At 60.3% G+C, this 19782-nt stretch carries 14 protein-coding genes and 2 pseudogenes; 7 read left to right on the top strand and 9 right to left on the bottom strand.

Annotation, left to right across the window (positions count from 1 at the left end; all coding sequences use genetic code 11):
* The first annotated feature begins 174 nt into the window (after positions 1–174).
* Positions 175–1524: an IS5 family transposase gene (locus tag V1286_RS24840; RefSeq protein WP_334483849.1), complete on the top strand. Its 1350-nt coding sequence runs from the start codon at positions 175–177 to the stop codon at positions 1522–1524.
* A 1274-nt stretch (positions 1525–2798) separates the two neighbouring features.
* Here V1286_RS24840 and V1286_RS39010 read toward each other — a convergent pair.
* From V1286_RS39010 to V1286_RS24805, 8 genes and pseudogenes are all read right to left on the bottom strand, one after another.
* Positions 2799–2954 (bottom strand): annotated as a pseudogene (locus tag V1286_RS39010) (DUF6894 family protein); the annotation flags it as partial.
* 115 nt (positions 2955–3069) lie between these two features.
* Positions 3070–3897: a hypothetical protein gene (locus V1286_RS24835; protein WP_334483847.1), complete on the bottom strand. Its 828-nt coding sequence runs from the start codon at positions 3895–3897 to the stop codon at positions 3070–3072.
* A gap of 1250 nt (positions 3898–5147) precedes the next feature.
* Complete coding sequence (locus tag V1286_RS24830; protein ID WP_334483845.1) at positions 5148–6152, bottom strand: 4-hydroxythreonine-4-phosphate dehydrogenase PdxA; 1005 nt, start codon at positions 6150–6152, stop codon at positions 5148–5150.
* Positions 6153–6192: 40 nt separating this feature from the next.
* Positions 6193–7701: a tripartite tricarboxylate transporter permease gene (locus V1286_RS24825; protein ID WP_334483843.1), complete on the bottom strand. Its 1509-nt coding sequence runs from the start codon at positions 7699–7701 to the stop codon at positions 6193–6195.
* A gap of 12 nt (positions 7702–7713) precedes the next feature.
* Complete coding sequence (locus V1286_RS24820; RefSeq protein WP_334483840.1) at positions 7714–8181, bottom strand: tripartite tricarboxylate transporter TctB family protein; 468 nt, start codon at positions 8179–8181, stop codon at positions 7714–7716.
* Between the two features lie 10 nt (positions 8182–8191).
* Positions 8192–9196 (bottom strand): Bug family tripartite tricarboxylate transporter substrate binding protein, encoded by a 1005-nt coding sequence (locus V1286_RS24815; RefSeq protein WP_334483837.1) that lies wholly within the window; start codon positions 9194–9196, stop codon positions 8192–8194.
* Positions 9197–9259: 63 nt separating this feature from the next.
* The gene (locus V1286_RS24810; RefSeq protein ID WP_334483834.1) at positions 9260–10480 is read right to left on the bottom strand and encodes a CaiB/BaiF CoA transferase family protein; all 1221 of its coding nucleotides are present in this window, start codon (positions 10478–10480) and stop codon (positions 9260–9262) included.
* 32 nt (positions 10481–10512) lie between these two features.
* Complete coding sequence (locus V1286_RS24805) at positions 10513–11304, bottom strand: enoyl-CoA hydratase/isomerase family protein (protein ID WP_334483832.1); 792 nt, start codon at positions 11302–11304, stop codon at positions 10513–10515.
* A gap of 160 nt (positions 11305–11464) precedes the next feature.
* Between V1286_RS24805 and V1286_RS24800 the strand changes: the two genes are divergently transcribed.
* From V1286_RS24800 to V1286_RS24790, 3 genes are all read left to right on the top strand, one after another.
* Positions 11465–12103 (top strand): GntR family transcriptional regulator, encoded by a 639-nt coding sequence (locus tag V1286_RS24800; protein WP_247780324.1) that lies wholly within the window; start codon positions 11465–11467, stop codon positions 12101–12103.
* Positions 12104–12380: 277 nt separating this feature from the next.
* Positions 12381–13355, top strand: coding sequence for a dienelactone hydrolase family protein (locus V1286_RS24795; protein ID WP_334483828.1), 975 nt, complete (start codon positions 12381–12383; stop codon positions 13353–13355).
* A gap of 197 nt (positions 13356–13552) precedes the next feature.
* The gene (locus V1286_RS24790; RefSeq protein WP_334483826.1) at positions 13553–14026 is read left to right on the top strand and encodes a cache domain-containing protein; all 474 of its coding nucleotides are present in this window, start codon (positions 13553–13555) and stop codon (positions 14024–14026) included.
* 212 nt (positions 14027–14238) lie between these two features.
* On the opposite strand, the gene V1286_RS24785 is transcribed toward V1286_RS24790, so the two are convergent.
* Positions 14239–17076, bottom strand: coding sequence for an ATP-binding protein (locus tag V1286_RS24785; protein WP_334483823.1), 2838 nt, complete (start codon positions 17074–17076; stop codon positions 14239–14241).
* A gap of 437 nt (positions 17077–17513) precedes the next feature.
* Between V1286_RS24785 and V1286_RS24780 the strand changes: the two are divergent.
* From V1286_RS24780 to V1286_RS24770, 3 genes and pseudogenes are all read left to right on the top strand, one after another.
* Positions 17514–18489, top strand: a pseudogene (locus V1286_RS24780) (zinc-dependent alcohol dehydrogenase family protein).
* 41 nt (positions 18490–18530) lie between these two features.
* The gene (locus V1286_RS24775) at positions 18531–18830 is read left to right on the top strand and encodes a tautomerase family protein (RefSeq protein WP_334483820.1); all 300 of its coding nucleotides are present in this window, start codon (positions 18531–18533) and stop codon (positions 18828–18830) included.
* A gap of 69 nt (positions 18831–18899) precedes the next feature.
* Positions 18900–19724, top strand: coding sequence for an alpha/beta fold hydrolase (locus tag V1286_RS24770; protein WP_334489870.1), 825 nt, complete (start codon positions 18900–18902; stop codon positions 19722–19724).
* Positions 19725–19782 lie beyond the last annotated feature (58 nt).

The following is a 19782-nucleotide window of genomic DNA, read 5'->3' as shown; positions in this document are numbered from 1 at the left end:
TTAGTCGGCCGTGAAAAATTTCCCAAGCCGTTGAGAGGGAGTCGATTTTCCTGGCTCGGCGGCTTTTGAGATTGCCAGCTTTTGGGGCTTGATAGCGGGAAAGCTTGCAATTTTGTTTTTTGGGTTTCCCTCGAATCGGGGGTCGTGATTCTCTTGGTGGCATCGGAGGGGACGATGCGGCCAAAGGAACGACGAGAGACGGGACAGAGCGACCTTCTGCGCTCGCGGCTGGACGCGATCATCGATATGGGCCACCCGCTGGTGAAGCTGGCGCGGACGATCGACTGGCCCTTCCTCGAGCATAAATTCGGAGCGGTCTACGAGGACAAGCCCGGCCGGCCGGCATTGCCGACGCGGCTGATGGCGGGGCTTGCGATCCTCAAGCACACCTACGACCTCTCCGATGAAGTGCTGTGCGAGCGCTGGGTGGAGAACCCCTATTACCAGTTCTTCTGCGGCGAGGAGTTCTTCCAGCACCGCCTGATGTTCGACCGCTCCTCGCTGACGCGCTGGCGGCAACGCATGGGCGAGGAGAAGTTGCAGGCCTTGCTGCAGGAGAGCCTTGCGGTGGCCAGCAAGACCGAGGCGATCAAACCGGCCGATCTTAATCGGGTCATCATCGACACGACGGTGCAGCCCAAGAACGTGATGTTCCCGACCGATGCCAGGCTGCTGAACCGCGCCCGCGAGATCCTGGTCCGGCTGGCGAAACGATATGGTGTCAAGCTGCGCCAGTCCTATGCCAGAGTGGGCAAGTTCGCGCTGATCAAGCACCAGCGTTATGCCCACGCCAAGCAGTTCAAGCGCGCCAACAAAGCCTTGAAGAAGCTCAAAACCTATCTCGGCCGTATCATCCGCGACATCGGCCGCAAACTTGGTGGCAACGCCGACTTGCTCGGTGGGATCGTGTTGGAGCGCATGCTGGCACGGGCGCGACGCGTGCTTGAGCAGAAGCAGCACCAGCGTGGACCGAAGGTCTACTCGCTGCACGCGCCGGAGGTGGAATGCATCGGCAAGGGCAAGGCGCACCGACCTTACGAGTTCGGCGTCATGGTCTCGGTCGCCACCACGCTGGCGCACGCCAAGGGTGGGCAGTTCGTGACCCATGTGAAGGCGCTGCCCGGCAACCCCTATGACGGCCATACACTTGCAACCGTCATCCCCGAGATGGAGGAGCTGATCGGCAACACCATCGAGCGCGCGCTCCTCGACAAGGGCTATCGCGGCCACAACGCCCCGCCCGATTACAAGTTCAGGGTGTTCATCTCAGGACAGAAGCGGCGGGTGACACCACAGATCAAGCGCGAGCTCCGACGGCGTTCCGCCGTCGAGCCGGTCATCGGCCATCTCAAATCCGAGCACTGCATGGGCCGCAATTACCTCTGGCATCGCCAGGGCGATGCCACCAATGCCGTCATGGCCGCCGTCGGCTACAACTTCCGCCGCCTCATCCGGTGGCTGAGCTTTCTGCTGTTCGAAATCCGCTCTCGGCTCAGCCTCAAATTGCGGCTCAGCCCAGCCTGAAATCCCGATTCTTCACGGACGACAACTTAAAGTCGGAAGGGCGGGACTTCGTCTATGTCGGCGCGGATATCTATCTTTTTCCGGTGAGAGGCTGTCCTATCGCTATACCAAGACTGCCTCAAGATGCTTAGCTTCAAGGAATGAAAGAGGCCGCCAACTGAGCCGGCCTTACCGGACGCCTAGTTGTTTGATCGCCAGAGCCGAAATCTGCGCCTTGCGCGCCTCCACGTCCCGGATGATCTCATCGATCTCCGGCCCCTCAAGCGTTCGCTTGATCCGTAGCACAGCTGGCGGCCTGCCATTCCGGCGCGAAGTGTTCAGTCTTCGACAGCTTCGTGATGTGGTTGGCGGCATCCCTCAAAGCAAGGAGCCGGCGGCCATTCAGAAGCAGTATCGGATCCTCAAACGGAGTGGACCAAGAAGGAAAAAGCTTTTTCAAAATGAGGGGGCGGGGCCGCCCCGAGAGCTCGAAGCGGCCCCTAATCGCGCAGTACGCGGACCAAACTTGGGGACTGGCCAATCTGCGCGACTTGCAGCACGCTATGCCTGTTTAGATCGGCCGCAACGAAACTCGCTTGTTAAGCTTGATGTCCGCGATGCGGGTTAATTCTGGAACACTCGCCAATCCGGTTCACTCCAGACCTCATACTCGGACCGCCTTTTGCCGGCCTCAACACTGGCTATTAGAAACAAAACACTGGCGCACAATAACAAGACCCGCGCGTGCATTTCAGCTAATTCGCCTGTCGCTTCCAGTCAGCCGGATTGTCGGCCTTTTCAACTGAGGCATCAGCGATTCATGGCGGCGCGCGCGAAGCGGAAGTGGACGCCGAATCTTCAACAAATGTACGCAAGGCTGACCTGGCGAACATGAAGATACCTCGATGGTGGCGCATCCCGCCAAATGCAGGCCGAGACGCAGGACGATATCGCCACCGCGCTTTCGGTGGTCGAGGACAACGACATCCCGGGCCCCGCTTGCGCAATTGCGGAGCGTGGTGATGGGGGAGCGCGAGCGGAGTCGCCGATGAAACCGCAGCTTGCCCTGGGTGACAGGGTCAAACTGAACGAACGCGGCATGCGCCTGGGGGCGCGACATAGCTGGGCCAAGATTGACTGGCCCAACCGGCGCGGCCAAGCACAGCGAGGCGCATGTGCAGTGGGATGGCCGCAAGAGCGGCGCAAAGAGCTGGAACCGCGGCGGCGTCTGTGGGGCCGCCCCGATTCTACGCTGCCAGGCGTCGATTCGTTCCCGTCGTGCGCCGAAGGCGGCCTTACTGTCTTTGCCGCTCAACGTGGAATGTGAACTTGGCTTGAAGCACGGGGCCGTTGTCGTCCCGAACCTCGATCGCCATACGGTGATTTCGGATGCCGTCATGGTTCGTTGTGCGGACGGCATCGCGGGCGAAGTCCGCTAGGGATCGCGCCGCCTCTCGCTGTACGGAGCTCTAGCCCCCTTCATCAACTGCAAGATCGTTCTCGTCCCTAAAGTCGAAATAGTAACGTCGCATCAGCTCTCATCCCGGCCTAGACTGGCCGGGTGCATTATCGCACTGACCATGGCCATGCGAATGACGGTTGCGGTTTTTTGGCTTGCGGCCGCGCAGGGGTTGGCGCCGGCTTTTGCGTCTGGGCCACATTGGCCGCCTGCCGCGGACGCGGCAGTGGTATTTCGGGCATTACCTTTGGCTCTTCGGGGCTCACCTTTGGTTCTTCAGGGATCATCTCAGCCGCTTCGGAGACCGCCCTTGGCTCTGAAGCGTTGGCAATGATGCGGGCGAGTTGTTCCTGGCTTGCATTGAGCCGCTCGGTGAGCGTCTGGCTTTCGCGCGCCATCTGGATCTGGGTCGCCTTGATCTGGTCGATGGTACTGTTGTTGCGTGCCATTTCTTCCCGGCTCGCCTTGATTTGGCTCGCGAGATTTTCATTGTCGCGGACCAATTGTTCTTGCCTCGCTTTGAGCTGTTCGACCGTTTGCCTCGAGGCTGCGAGATCGCGCGCCATCGGCTGGAGCTGCTGCGCCAACTCGGAAGACAGGGCAACAGCAGTTGGCGCGACGTCTTTCGGCGGGGCGGCTTCCGGCGCGGCGTGTGTCAGAGGTGCCGGGTCTAAGGGGGCCATCATCGCCATATCAACGGAGGATGACCAACACCAGGCAGCGACCCCAATGGATGCTGCCAACAGAGAACCGACGAAAGCCCCACGGCGCCAATCCGCCAATCGATGAATCGTTGCCAGCGGGGCGCGAGACGTCTTCATGTTGGTCAGCGGAGCCGAAGGAGTGACTCCCGCTTCGCGCGTCAAGTTCGAAAGCTGCTCCTCCAGGCTCGCGATCTGCCCGTCCCCGAGCTTGTCGTCCAGCGTGGAATCCATTTGATGCTCCGTATCAAATGCAATGGCATCCGCATGAGAGCGATCCGCGCATCTGCGCTGCGGCGAGCTCACATTCAACGGGACGCAGATAGTTTTTGAGCCACGACGTTTCTCAGGGATGAGCATGCAGGTGCACGTCATGTCGTCTTTTTGCCAGCTCACCTCAGAACTGTGCTGGCGTTTTTTAACGCAGCCGAGGAGGGCGGAACTATGTTCACGGCCGGAGAACTACGGAAGGAACCCTGACCCTTCATGAACGTGCTACGCTTCGTCAACTTAAACCGCCTTGGCAGTGGGCGCTGCGTGGGGCTCACCTGTAGTTCCACAGATCTGGTGGCGCGATGCCGCGACTTCTGCCATCGAAAACCTGTCCGAAGTGCGGGGGCCCGCTGTATCGGGAACCCTGCATACTTGGTGCGGTCTGCATCTGCGAACGGTGCGATCGTGGTGATCCGATTGACATTGCGACCCTTGGCTCAATGGCGAGCTCGAGCAGCCGGCCCGGTCAAGCAATCGGATCCCCGCCGGCCTGGATGAACCTTCACAAACGTCAGTCGGCGCACGGCAATCTCGGGATCGGCGAAGGGCTGGCGATCGAGGCGATGGCGCAAAGCCGTCTATGACTTTGTCGGCGAGATCGCCTCGCTGTCCGCGGGCCGCTTGCTCTCACTTCCAGAGACGAGACGGGAGAATGAGACAAATCGGAGAAAAAGATTGAGAAGTCAAAGCGCAAATAAATATGTGCGGACTACGAAAGAACGACTCGGTTAAGCATTTGATATTCCTCATAGCCGCATTTTTAAAACGACTCGATTTCCGGGGTTTTCGCTTTAAGAACGACTCGATCTACCTTGAACGCTGAAAACGTTGACGATTTTGGCGCTATTTTTACGCGCACGCGAGCCGGTTTGAACGGCCTGTTCGGAGGTCTCTTCATGTTCGTTACCCTCGACGCGCCGCCAGCAATCGCGCCGGATATCGGTACAATAGTGCGATTGCGGAGCCGTATGGCGTAGTGGTTCATCCGCCGGCCGGGTTAGGAACGAAAGCGCCACGACGGCGCCCGCGCCCGCCATACTAATGTCCGGGTTGGGTCCGACAGCGGACCTCTGGCGGACGACCGCTTTTGGCGCGAAGTGGACATTAGCCAGGCGACTCTCCTAAGCGAGGCGCGGGCTGGCTGCTTCAATTCCCGATAACGTCCAATACATATCAAGAGCCGAATGTCTGGTTCGTTGCGCAGCGCAGATTCAGATCCGTCTTTGTTTCTGCGCCATTTCCGCCGCAAGCAGGATCGCCGCGCGCGCGGCTCCGACCCCTGCGATTCCCTTGCCAGCGATATCGTAGGCCGTTCCGTGTGCCGGCGTACAGATCGGAAACGGAAAGCCGCCCAGCAGTGTCACGCCGCGATCGAAGCCCATCAGTTTCATCGCGATCTGGCCCTGGTCATGATACATCGTCAGCACGGCGTCGAATGCGCCGCCTTTGGCGCGCAGGAACACGGTGTCTGCGGGAAACGGGCCTTCAGTTGCGATCCCGCCAGCGGCGGCTTCGACCACCGCCGGTCCGATCGCGTCAATCTCTTCCTGTCCGAAATTTCCACCATCGCCGGCATGGGGGTTGAGGCCGGCGACCGCAATGCGCGGTCGCTGGAAGCCGGCTGTTTGCATCGAGGCATCGGTGAGCCGCAGCGCGCGCAGGACGCGTTCCCTGGTGATATGCGCTGCGACCTCCGCAAGCGGGATATGCGATGTAACGCGCGCGTTCCAAAGTCCTTCCAGTACATTGAATTCGCTCGCCGGGCCGTCGAGCCCGACCACGTCGGCCGAAAAGCTGATCTCGTCGTCATAGACGGGGTGCGCAAGGCGCATGGCATTCTTGTTGAATGGCGTAAAGCAGACGGCGTCGGCCCGGCCGTCACGTGCCATCGTCAGCGCTTGACGATAATTCGCCAGCGCAAACCGGCCACCTTCGGCCGTCGCGGTGCTTCGCGCGACCGATGCCGGGTCGAGATGGCCGAGATCGATGAAAACCGGTGCCCGCTCTTCCTTCGAGAGGTCGGCGTCGGGTGGTGCCGATATCAAGTCAAGCTTCACCGCGGCAACGCGCGCGCCGTCGTCGAGCACGCGGCGGTCGCCGATGACGACGATCCGGGCTTTGCTGACGACGTTGTCGAGGGCGAGGAGTCGGGCCGTCAGTTCCGGGCTGATGCCGGCGGGATCACCCATCGCAAGCGCTATGATCGGTCTCGTCATCTCCCGGGCCTTCCTGCGGTCAATCTGCTCTGTGCGATTATCATGGCTTTACCTCTGACCGCTGCATCATTCGGCCGATCGTTCGCCAGATCACCGGCATCAGCAGCAGCGCCGCGCCGAGCAGGATCAGCGTTGTCACCAGCGGTTTCGCAAAGAATATTCCGAGCGAGCCCCTCGACATCAGCATCGACTGGCGAAATGCATCTTCCGCCTTGTCGCCAATCACGATCGCGAGCACCAGCGGCGCCAGCGGATAGTGAAGTTTCTTGAACAGGTATCCCAGGACACCGAATCCCATCATCAACATGACGTCGAGATAGGAATTGGAAACCGAGTAGGCTCCGACCGTGCAGATGATGACGATCACCGGCGCGATGATGAAGAACGGCACGCGCATCAGCGCCGCGAAGATCGGCACCGTCAAAAGCACCAGAACCACGGCCACGACGTTGCCGAGATACATCGAAGCGATCAATCCCCAGACAAAGTCCTTTTGCTCGACGAACAGCATCGGTCCGGGATTCAGTCCCCAGATCATCAGGCCGCCCATCATGACGGCCGCGGTAGCCGATCCCGGGATACCCAGCGACAGCATGGGAAGCAGGGCGCTGGTGCCGGCGGCATGATCCGCGGCTTCCGGAGCGACGATGCCTTCCGGCTCGCCCTTGCCGAAATTCGCGTGCTGGGGTGAAAGACGCTTGGCGATGCCGTAGCTCATGAACGATGCGGCGGTCGGCCCTCCCGGTGTAATACCCATCCAGCAGCCGATCGCCGCGCTGCGCAACAGCGCCCAGCCATATCGCGGAAGACCCGCGAGCGTGCGGAAGACTTCGCGCCACTCCACTTTGGAAGAGATCGCCTTGACGTGAAATTCCTCTTCCACGGCGATCAGCAACTCGCCGATGCCGAACAGGCCCATGACGGCGACCACGAAGCTGACGCCCTTCACCATCTCGTCGATGCCCATGGTGAGCCGCACGCTGCCGGAAACCGTGTCGATCCCGACGGCTGCCAGGGCAAAGCCGATCGCGAGCGACACCAGCGTCTTAATCGGCGGCGTGCCGCCCATGCCCACGAAACTCGCAAACGCGAGAAAATAAACCGCGAAATATTCGGGCGGTCCAAAGGCCAGCGCCACTTGCGCGACCCATGACGCCGAGAGCGTAATGAGAACGACACCGGCGAGCGCGCCAAAGGCGGCCGAGCCGAAAGCCGTTGCCAGCGCCGTGGTCGGCCTTCCGTCGCGCGCCATGGGATAGCCGTCAAACGTGGTCGCGACCGAGGAGGGCTCGCCTGGAATATTGAAGAGAATGGAAGTGACCGAGCCGCCGAACAACGCGCCCCAATACATCGAAGAGAGCAGGATGATGGCCGATACCGGCTGCATTCCGAAGGTGAGCGGCAGCAGTAGCGATACGCCATTGGGCGCCCCGAGGCCGGGCAAGACGCCGACGAGAATGCCGAGCAGCACGCCGATCAACATCAGGAAAATATGATTGCCTGACAGCGCGATGCCAAAGCCGTGCATAAGAGCTTCGAGATTTTCCAACGAAGCGCTCCCTTAGAAGCCGAAGAAGGTGCCGAGCGCGCCGCGCGGCAGCGAGATCTGGAACGTCAACTCGAATATCAGATAGAGCGCCAACGCTGCGCCGATCGCGGCGATGGCCGGAAGGAGCAGCGATCTGCGCTTGTGCCAGGCCAGCGCTCCAAACACATAGAAGGCAGAGGCCGGATAGATCCCGATCAGCGGAATAATTCCGACAAAGACCGCGGCCGGGACGAACAACATTCCCAACCGCCTGAGTTCGCTTGGCCCGAGGATGACGGCGCGCGCCTGCAGCCATCCCTGCACGAGATTGAATACACTGCCGGCCAGAATGACGAGGCCGACGATGAACGGAAAGGTGCCGGACTCGACGCCGGAGGCGGACCAGCCGATACCATTGTCGAGGCTGGAGACGACGACGGCTGCGCCGAACGCCCAGGTGATGAGCGCCGTCGCCGCTTCCAGACTGCGTCCCGAGACCATGATCCCTGCTCTAGTTGGAGATCAGCCAACCCTCCTCAGCGGCAATCTTTTGGGTGCGTTCGATGTCGTCCTTGATGAACTTGCTGAACGCCTCACCGGTCAGGAAGGTGTCGGTTTGCGACGTTCGCTCGATGTATTCCTTCCATTCCGGCGTGGCCTGCACCTTCTTCATCAGATCGACATAGAAGGCGGCCTGATCGGCGGTCACCTTTCCCGGCAGCCAGACTGTGCGGGGTTGCTGGAATTGCGGAATGGCAAGGCCGGATTCAACGCAGGTGGGGATGTCGTGCCAGTTTTGCGTTGCCGTGACCTTGGGTCCGTCAGGCAGACGCTGCGGGCTGAAGGCGCATAGCGGGCGCTGGGTGCTGCCCTTCCACTGTCCGATGCTTTCGCTGGGATTGTTGACGTGGGCGTCGATATGACCGCCGGCCAGTTGCACCGCGGCCTCGGCGCCGCTCTTGAAGGGAATGTAGACGAACTTCACCTTGGCCGCCTTGTCGATCATGCGGGTGAGGGTTTCATCGGTGTCCTTTGACTGTGCGCCCCCCATCTTGAAATCGCCCGGCGGCTTCGCGGCGACCGCTTTGAGAAAATCCTGCGCGTTCTGGTAGGGCGCATCCTGCTTCACCCAGAGCAGAAATTCGTCCTGCACCATCGCGGCAATCGGCGTGAGGTCGGTGTAGTTATAGGCGACCTTGGAGACCATCGGTTGGGTCCAGGCATTCGATGTGCCGAACACGATCTTGTAGGGATCGCCCGCCATGGCCTTGGTGTAGGTATAGCCTTCGGCGCCGCTGCCGCCGGCCTTGTTGACGACGACGATGGGCTGCTCGACGAGTTTATATTTGGTGATGATGTTCTGGACCGCGCGGGCAAAATTATCCGTGCCGCCGCCCGGGCCTGCAGTTGCAATGAATTCGATCGGTTTGGCCGGTTGCCACGCGGCATTTGCCGCTCCCGCGAGCCCGATTGCGAGACCGAAGGCGATCGCAGCGAATGTCGGCTTCTGAGACATCTAGTCCTCCCATGTATCTCTTGATTTGTTTTCTTGTTCTCGGCGCTTAATTAGGCTGTTGCGTTAGCCCACTTCATCCCCGGCAAACTCTGCCGCGGCAATGGCGCCTTCTTTGTGAAGCGCTGCAATTTCGTCGGCGTCAAAACCGTAAGCGCCCAGGATTGTGCTGGTGTGCTCGCCGTAAAGCGGCGCGCCCGACCGCACCTTGCCGGGCGTCTGCGAGAACTTGATCGGCAATCCAATCGTCTTCACGCGGCCGAGCGTGGAATGCTCGACCTCGACCACCATCTCGCGCGCGATCGTTTGCGGGTCGGCGAGGGCTTGCAGCATGTCGTTGACGGGCCCGCAGGGGACGCCGGATTTCTCAAGCGCAGCCAGCCAATGTTCGGCGGGTTTGGTCTTGAAGCGCGCCGTGAGCAGGCCTTCCAGTTCCTTCAAATGCCCCATTCGGTCGGCGCCGGTCGCAAACCGTGGATCTCGCGCCAGTTCGGTTGCACCCAGCACTTCGAGCGTACGCAGCCAGTGCTTTTGATTGGCGCCACCGACCACGATCCACTTGTCGGCGGTTTCGAACGCCTGGTAGGGCGCATTGAGCGGATGGGCCGAGCCCATCGCCTTCGGCGCCACGCCGGTGGCCATCGCGATGGCAGCCTGCCAGTAGGTCTGGACAAGTGCTGCCTCGAACAAGGAGGTTTCGACCCATTGACCCTCGCCAGTTTTGAGGCGGTGGGCATAGGCGGCGAGAATGCCCATGCCCGCGAGAATTCCGGCCGTGATATCGGACAGCGGCGCGCCACACTTGACCGGTGGTCCGTCGGGCCTTTCGCCGGTGAAACTCATGATGCCGCTCATCGCCTGCGCCACCAGATCGAAGCCGCGCCGATGCTTGTAAGGACCAGTGCGGCCAAAGCCGGACAGCGAGCAGTAGATCAGGGCAGGGTGCTCCTTGCGGATTTCGGCGTAACCGAAACCGAGCCGGTCCATCACGCCGGGGCCGAAGTTTTCAACCAGAACGTCCGCCGATCCGATCAGGCGCCGCAACACCTTCGCGCCGCCCGGTGTCTTTAGATCCAGGGCAATGCCCTTCTTGTTGCGGTTCATCATCAGGAAGGAGGCCGCCACGTCGCCGATCTTGGGAGGAACCATGTAGCGGGTGTCGTCGCCGGCCGGAATCTTTTCGATCTTGATGACTTCGGCGCCCATGTCGGCGAGCATCAGCGTGCAGGTCGGGCCTGCCATGACGTGCGTCAGGTCGACAACCTTCAATCCACTCAGAGGGCCCATTGTTTCTCCCGCAATCTTGTTGTTCTTGTTGCTTAGTCGCCAGTCCATTGCGGCTGGCGCTTGTTGAGGAAGGCATCCATGCCTTCAAGGAAATCCCGGCTTTGATAGCACATCAGGATCAGGTCCTGGTCTTCGCCTGGCTTCGGCTGCGCTCGAAGCAGCGTCTGCTTGGTGGCACGCAGCGTCAACGGTGCATGGCTCGCGACAAGCCGCGCCAATTCATCGGCCCGTCGTTCGAGGGCGGGGAGATCCTCCACGACTTCGTGCAGCAACCCGATGCCGGCGGCTTCCTGGGCTTCGATCAGGCGCGCGGTAAAAATGATCTCCTTGAGCCGCGTTGCCCCGATCAGGGCCGATAGTCGGCCGATATTGGACGCCGACAGGCAGTTGCCAAGCGTGCGCGCGATCGGAAATCCGAATTTCGCGGTCCTGGTGCCGATGCGAAGGTCGCAGCACGCGGCGATCCCGGCGCCACCGCCGGCGCAAACGCCGTTAATCGCCGCAATCGTCGGCACCCGGCATTGTTCGAGCGTGGTCAGCACGCGATCGATCCGGGCCTCGTAGTCGATAGCGTCCTGCGGGGTGTTGAACGCGCGAAACTGATTGATGTCGGTGCCGGACGCGAAGGCCTTGTCGCCTGCGCCGGTCAGGATCAGCACCTTGAGGGTACGATCACTGGCGGCGGCTTCGCATATCGCTGCGAGCCGCTCATACATGCCGAAAGTCAGCGAATTTCTCGCCTGCGGCCGGTTGAAAATGATCCGGCCGACGCCGTCGCGGACCTCGTAAAGCAGGTTTGTGTCGGGTGTGGCGTTTTCATTCATTTTGTTGACAGACCCCTCAGGATGGAACCCCAGTTCGGCCGCAGAGGGCATTTTTGAATGCAAAAATTGTCTTATGCAACAGGATTCTGTTCGAATTTGCTTGGATTGGATCATTTTTGCATTCAAAATAGTTCCACCGAGTCCCCGAGGAGACCTCGATATGATGCATGACGAGGTGGTTTCCCGCCTCAGGCACGTCTTGACGGAGGGCGAAATCCCGCCGGGTGCGCGAATTCCCGAGCGCGAGCTGTGCGCGTCGTTCGCGATATCGCGTACCCCGTTGCGCGAGGCGCTCAAGGTGCTCGCTGCCGAAGGGCTTGTCGTGTTGCTGCCCAATCGCGGATCGCGCGCCGCGAAGCTCACGCAAAAGGACGTCAAGGAACTGTTTGAAGTCTGTGAAGCGCTGGAGGCTGCGGCTGGCGAATTGGCGTGTCCCCGCATTTCCGATGAGCAACTGCGCGAAATTGCGGACTTGCAGGCGAACATGGTCGAACACTATCGCGCGCAGGATCTCTTGTCGTACTATCGGTGCAACCGATTGATCCACGAGGCCATTGTTCGCGCGGCCGATAACGCTGTGCTGGCCGGCTTCTATGAGTCGATCGCCGCGCGGATACGGCGCGCCCGGTTCATCACACCGATGTCGCCTGAGCATTGGGCGCTTGCCATACAGGAGCACGAAGGAATCCTGAACGCGCTGCAGCGGCGCGATGCCCGCGGGCTCGCCCATATCCTGCACACACACCTGCGGCGAAAGCGCGAGGAAGTCGTCCAGGCCGGCTTCGCCGAGGGCGAGTGATCACTGAATTTCAAACGGCTGCATTGGGTTGTATCTCTGCCGAACACGCTACGACCGCTACTGGCACTTTTGAGACATGCCGACCGGCTCTGAAAATGTCTGTTACTCGGGGAAGAGCGGAAGTGATCGGCCTCCGGTCGAAACGTCGCGATTGACCCATTTGAGACATGCGTGATCTGGCTGCCGTGCGCGGATCAACCCTATGGCAAAGAAGGTTATGGCGTGCGATGATCGGCAGTATCGTCCCCATGCCCCTCAACCCCAATGGAGGGAACGCATGATCAGACTAGCAACAGCGACCACAATTCTCGCGGCCATGATCCTGGGGGCTAACGCTCAGGTAGCGCGCTTAGAACTCCATCCGGTCTTGTCGGTTACTCTCAAGGATTCAGACTTCTTGGGCGGCCGAAAAGATGGTCAGCAAGTGACCATCGCCGGTGAGCTTCGTATTCCAAAAGCAGGTAATGAGAAGTTGTCCGCCGTTGTTCTCCTCCATGGCTCAGGCGGCGTCGGCGGCACTGGAAGCATGATTGACGAGTGGTCGAGAGAGCTAAACCAACTTGGCATCGCGACATTTGCGCTCGATAGCTTCGCCGGCCGAGGAATCGTTTCAACGGTACTCGATCAGACGCAACTTGGTCGCCTCAACATGGTTGGCGATGCCTATCGGGCTCTCGACGTGTTGGCCAAACATTCGCGGATCGATGCGAACCGCGTCGCCGTGATGGGCTTCTCCCGGGGCGGACAGGCGGCCCTGTACTCGGCCATGAACCGACTTTACGGGACGCTCGGTCCAGCCAACAACTTACAATTCGCAGCCCACATTGCTTTCTACCCCGACTGCATGACCAGCTACCGTGCAGACACCGAGGTGAGCGATAAGCCCATCCGCATCCTCCATGGTGCCGCAGATGACTACAATCCTGTTGCACCGTGCCACGCCTACGTGGAGCGACTGACGAAGGCGCACAAGGACATTAAGCTAATTGAGTATCTTGATGCGCACCACGTGTTCGACGCGCCTATTTTCCGGACACCCCTGACTGTGACGGCAGCGACAACAACTCGGCGCTGCCAGCTGGCGGAAGGAGACGATAACCAGATCGTTAATCGCGAGACGCAGAAGCCCTTCACCTTTGGCGATACATGCGTCGAGAAAGGGCCAACGCTCGCTTACAACGAGACTGCAAGCAATCAAGCTCGCGTGTTTGTTCGGGATTTCTTGACGCAGGCTTTCCAGCTGAAACAGTAACGGCACTTCCGGTAATGGCACTTTTGAGACATGCTCACTGGCCCTGGCGACGTCCCGTTTACCGGTGAAGACCGGAAGTGGTTGGCCGACGTCCAAAGTGACGCGATTGACCCATAGCGGTCGTAATCCACCTCGAAAAGGTGGCTCAACTACGATATTCTAGGGCGCTGTCTTTCTTATGTAAGAGGGAGGGCTCTATGCTGCGACGTACCCTGATATTCGCGGTACTTTCGATGCCTTTCAGCCGCGCGGCATTCGCTCAAGAGCAACCGCCGTCATCGGCAGAGGCAAAACGGATCGAAGCTCTGGTTAACAAAGCAGCGGCTATCGTGGACGCCAAGGGAAAAGCGGCTCTTTCTGAGTTCCGCGAGCGGGGGAGCGAGTGGTGGTCCGGTGACGTGTACGTATTTGCATATGCACCCGATGGCACCGTGCTTCTCAATCCGGCCTTTCCGGCACGCGAGGGACGCGCATACCATGGCGAAAAAGATAAGAAGGGCAAATCCTTTCATGACGAGCTTTTGAAGACCGCGCAGACGAATGGGTCAGGCTGGGTTGACTATTGGCTACCCAAGCCTGGACAAACCGAGCCGTCGCACAAGTGGAGCTATGTTAAGGCGGTAAAAGCCGAAGGAGTCGCTCTGGTCGGCGCCGGCTTTTTTCCGGAGTGATGCAGCGCAAAGAAAATCAGCCTTACGCCGCTTTCCGTTTCGACTGGCTAGACAGATGTGCGAGAGGCTAATGCCCGCTCCTGGCCCATGAGGGGAAGTGGCGGCACCTCTCATTGAGGTCAGCTTACCTGGGCATAGCGGACTAGTTTTGCTCAGTTAGAGTTCTTCGCATTTTGACCCGGAACCGACATGCCCTTAGGAGACGCTCGCCTTCAGTCGGTGACGTGCCTTCCGAGCTCGTCTAACAGAGCCTTCGCCCTCCTCAAGTCCGCAGTCTCGAAACCTTCGGTAAAATGGGCATAAACCTCGTCTAATATCACCCTCGCCTCAGGAAGCCGGTCCTGCCGAACCAGAAATCTCGCGAAGCTCGTTGAGGTTCGCAGCCGCCACGACAAGGCGTGCTGATTGCCGGCAATGGTCAGGGATTGCAGGAAGCAGGATTCGGCGCCGCGCAGGTCCGTGGCCTGCGCCAGCAGATCTCCGTGCACACGCAGCAATTCCGGCGCATTGTAGACGGCAGTTTGCCTGGAAAGGGGAGCGATTTCTCTCATGAGATCCAGGGCCTGATCGAGTTGCCCATCGGCGGCAAGGCCCTCGGCCAAAGTGCAGCTCAGCCAAGGGGTGTAAAGTCTGTATTTCTCGACGTGCAGGTCGTTCAGGGATTCCCGCAACAGTCGGATGCCAGCTTCCAGCTCGCCGCGTCGAACGAGGATATCCCCCTTGAGGCCGATACCGACCGACCTGTATGGGGATAGCGAGTGCTCGCCGGCATGCTGGACCAGCCGTTCGACGTAGTCTTCCACCGTTGCCAAATCGCCTGTCCAATGAAACACACTTGCACCCCAGATGAGTGCGAGGCAGGCAGTCACTGGATCGTGTTGCTCCAAACTCTCCGCAGCATGTGCCGTTTCGACCGCCTGGTCCGGAAAACCCTGCAGCCACATGGTCCTTGCCAAAACCATTTCCGGATCCCGGTGAAAGCCGAAAAAATTTGCCCCGACGCGGTCGAAGCTTGCCGGAAGTCGAAGGGACGCTGCCAGCGCGGTCCGCGCTTCAATCAGATTGCCGCTCAGATGATGGGAAACGCCCTTCATCACCTGTGCCGCAACGATTGCCGTGAGGTCGCCCAGATCCCGCGCAACCGCTTCGCCACGCAGCGCGGTCGGCAAAAGACCGGCAATATTTCCGATCCGTCGATCATACATATGCAGGCCGCTGAGCAACCGGAATTGGTAAACTCCGTCGTCCAGGGTTTCGGCAATCTCAAATGCGCGCTCAAGCGCGGAACGCGCCTGCTCACTGTTGCCTCGGGTGAACATCAGGGAATAGCCGAGTTCGGTAAGAAGCATCATTTCACAACGCGATCCGCGCGTCGCGTCATCGAGAAACCCAAGTGCGCATTCGCACCATTTTTGGCACTCACCGAGCAGCGAGAGACCGACGAACAGCCTGGCAGAGCTGGCCGCGAGCTGCACTCCAAGCTTTGCATCCCCGGTCTCGGAGAAGCTCCATTCCAGCGCGGCCCGAATATTTCCGAGATGCTCGGCACCCTGAGCGTTGAACGGTTGCTGTGTGATTGGCGACCCGCTTTCACTGCGCGCAAGCCATTCCTGATAGTAGAGCGCGTGGCGGCGGGTAATTGCATCCGCTTCGCCGCTCTCTGCGAGTTTGACTTGTGAATAGGCGCGTGTGGTGTCCAGAAGCCGATATCGTCTCAGTTCCTTGTGGGTGTCTATAAAGACGAGAGACTTGCCCACCAGGTCAGCCAGCGCCTCGACCACTCTCCCGCGGTCGGTGTGGTCGTCCGCCGCCACGGATTGGGCTTCCTCCAGCGTGAATGGGCCGACGAAGACGGATAGGCGCCGCAGCACAATGCGCTCGCGATCCGGAATCAAATCGTGACTCCATTCTAGCGTGGCATTCAGTGTTTGATGTCGTGGCATGGCCGTGCGGCGCCCCTGCCACAGCAGTTTCATCCGGCTGTCGAGCAGCTCGGCGGTTTCCCGCAAGCCGTGTGTGCTGACGCGACCGGCTGCGAGTTCGACAGCAAGCGCGATGCCGTCCAGCTTGCGGCAGATGCTGCCGACGATCTGTGCATCCGGGCCGCTCAGCTCGCGTCGGTGACCTCCTGCAACAGCGCGTTCAAGGAAGAGGCGCGCGGATGAGTATTCCAGCAGCTGGTCGACGCTGATGGTACGGTCGGGCGGCGGAACACTCAGCGGCGACAGCGCATACACGTGTTCGCCCTCGACGCGGAGCGACTCACGACTGGTAACCAGAATGCCGACGCGAGCGGCTCCCTGGAAAATGGCCTCGGTGATTGCGGCAGCCGAGTCGACGACATGCTCGCAGGAATCGAGGACCAGCAGCATCTGACGATCACGCAGGTGTCCGATGATGCTGGAAGTCGGATCACCCGATTGAACCATGAGCCCAAGGGACCCGGCCATGGTGTGCGGCACCGAATCCAGCGCCCTGAGCAAACCTAGATCGAGGAAGCAGATGCCATCCTCGAATTGCTCGATCTCCTGGTGAGCAACGGCGAGCGCGACCGTGGTCTTGCCGATGCCGCCAGGCCCGTGAATTGTTGTGAAACGGTGTGAAGCCAGAAGTTCGGCGATAACGCGGACGTCATCATCGCGTCCGATTACCCGAGCCGGTCGGCGCGGCAGCCCGCTGACACGTTCGGGGGGCGGATCGAACGAAATCGGCTCCAGCGCCGCATTCCGCCGATCGACCTGACCAACGAAGCAATAGCCCCGTCCGGGCACGTTCGCGATGTAGTTTGCTCCATCCCGGCCGTCACCCAGAGCCTTGCGGAGATTCGCGATGTGAACGCGCAGACTGCTTTCCTCCACAGTCACGTCGGGCCACACCTCGGCCGTCAGCTGCTGCTTCGACATGATGCTGCCGGCGTTCTCGATCAGCAGGATGAGAAGGTCCAGTGCCCGGCCACCGAGCTGCACATGCGCATCCTGTTTGACAAGCCGCCGCTGCGAAGGAAACAAGCGAAACGGACCAAATTCGACGCATGGCAAAGCCGAGCTCATCGCGTCCCCTTGCGGCGATCAGTTCGGATAGAGGTTGTCTGACAGGTCAAGCAGAAGCCTCAGGAAAACAAACACGCGATACAGGCCGGCTACGAAATCGTGCGCACGCTCCCAAACATATTCTGACCGTACTTCAGTTAGAAGCAAAAAAAGCGGACCGGGTCTCGTCGTTGTAGCGAGATGCTCACCATTCCGCGGTGCCGGTTAGATGTCACAACCGCCGGTGGAGCGGCTTCCGGCTCTGCGAAAGCCTTGGGGGCCGGACGCTGGGTGCCCTGAGATCGCGCGCCGGGCTTGCCCGCGCGCCCCATCACAACAACTCACAACGATTCACTGGCTTCACGTGGGCTGCGGCGGCCATTGTCTCTGGCGACGCTGGCCCTCGGCAAGCGGCTGTTCACGAAGCAAGCAGGCAGATCATGACCACGAAAATCTCAATGGATGCCGTGATTTCCCATGGCAACGATGCGCCCCTCGACCGCGAGATACTCGCTCGGCCGACGGCCGGACCGGGGCAGGTGCTGGTTCGGATTAAGGCGAGCGGCGTCAATCCGCTCGATCTCAAAATCCGCAGTGGCAAGGCGCCTCATGCGAAGCATCCGCTTCCCGCCGTGCTGGGGATGGACCTCGCCGGCACGGTCGAGGCAGTCGGAGACGACGTTATCGCGTTTGCACCCGGCGATGAGGTCTATGGGCTGACCGGCGGGATCGGCGGTCTGCAGGGATCCCTGGCGGAGTTCGCCGCGGTGGATGCCGATTTGCTCGCACCAAAGCCCGCCAACCTCACCATGCGCGAAGCAGCCGCGCTCCCGCTGGTCTTCATTACGGCGTGGGAAGGTCTTGTCGACCGGGCCCGGGTCCGCGAAGGGCAAAAAAGTCCTGGTTCAGGGAGCCGGCGGTGTTGGCCAAATGGTTATCCAGATCGCCCGGGCCTTTGATGCGGAGGTGTACGCCGTCGACAAGGCTGCTCAACGCAGTCTGGTTGAACAACTCGGCGCCACGGCCATCGATCGTCACCGCAGCACGGTCGAGGAGTATGTGGACGACCATACCAGGGGCCGCGGCTTTGACATCGTCTACGACACCGTTGGTGCGCTGGATCCCTCGTTCAACGCGGTCATGCGTTTTGGTCACGTTGTCAGTTGTCTCGGCTGGGGTACCCATTCGCTTGCTCCGCTCTCATTCCGTGCGGCAAGCTATTCGGGCGTATTTACGCTGCTGCCGATGCTGACCGGCCAGGGTCGGGCGCATCACGGACAAATTCTGCGCGAGGCAACGCGGCTTTCGGAAGCGGGAAAGATCGCGCCACGTCTCGACCCGCGTCGATACACGCTGGATTCGGTAGCTGACGCCCATCGGGCCATCGAAGATCGCAGCGCCGCGGGCAAGATCGTCATCGATATCGCCCAGTAGCCGTCCACGACAACCAACCCCTACCAACAAGGAGAATTGTTATGCCGTTCGTTAACGTCAAGCTGGTTGATGGCGTTTTCACGCCGGAAGAAAAACACGCCATGGCCAAGGCCCTCACCGATGTGATGGTCAAATTCGAGGGATCGGAAGCCTTCCGCGAAGTGGTTTGGGTGCTGATCGAGGAGCTTCATACCGACGGCTGGCACATTGGCGGACGTCCGTTCGAGGGACCGAAGTCACTGATGAACACGCTCGGAAAGTCGAAGGCCATCTACGAGACCATCGATGGGCATCCGACAACGCGCCAGGAACTCGCCCGCGCCGCCCCCGTCCACAGCTGACTCATTGGGCCGCGACAGGCGAGCCAAGTGGATTCACAAACTCAACAGTAGAAAGAAAGAACCATGTCCATGAATACCATCACAACGAAAGACGGCATGCAGATATTCTACAGGGACTGGGGCTCGGGCCAGCCCATCGTCTTCCATCACGGCTGGCCTCTCAGCGGAGACGATTGGGACAACCAAATGCTGTTCTTTCTTCAGCAGGGGTATCGCGTGATCGCTCATGACCGGCGCGGCCACGGTCGCTCTACCCAGACCACCAAAGGCAACGACATGGACACCTATGCGTCCGATGTCGCCGAACTTGCAGCGCACTTGGACCTGAAGAACGCGATCCATGTCGGGCACTCTACCGGTGGCGGCGAGGTGGTGCGGTACGTTGCGCAATACGGGAAGGGCCGCGTCTCAAAGGTTGCGATCATCAGTGCCATTCCGCCCGTCATGCTGAAAAGCGCAGCGAACCCAGGTGGCACGCCGATCGAGGTCTTTGACGGTTACCGGAAGGCGCTCGCAGCCAACCGCGCGCAATTCTACCTCGACGTCGCGAGTGGTCCCTTCTACGGGTTCAACCGACCGGGAGCGACAGTCCTCGAAGGCATGATCCGAAACTGGTGGCGCCAGGGAATGATGGGCAGTGCGCTGGCGCACTACGAGTGCATCAAGGTTTTCTCGGAGACAGACCTAACGGATGACCTCAGGAAGATCGACGCGCCGATCCTCATCATTCATGGCGACGATGACCAGGTCGTGCCGATCGCCGATTCCGCGGAACTGTCGATCAAGCTCGTGAAGAACGGAACGCTCAAGATCTATCAGGGTCTTCCGCACGGGATGTTCGCAACCCATTCGGAGATCATCAACAGGGATCTTCTTGCGTTCATCCAGGCATGATCACACGAAGGCTGGCCGAGGATGAGAGGTCCCGGTCAGCCTGTCCCACCTTAACAGC

This window comes from Bradyrhizobium algeriense (genome assembly GCF_036924595.1).
Classification (GTDB): domain Bacteria; phylum Pseudomonadota; class Alphaproteobacteria; order Rhizobiales; family Xanthobacteraceae; genus Bradyrhizobium; species Bradyrhizobium algeriense.
The sequence above is the reverse complement of the archived record's forward strand: the minus strand, read 5'-3'. Positions and strand labels throughout refer to the sequence as shown.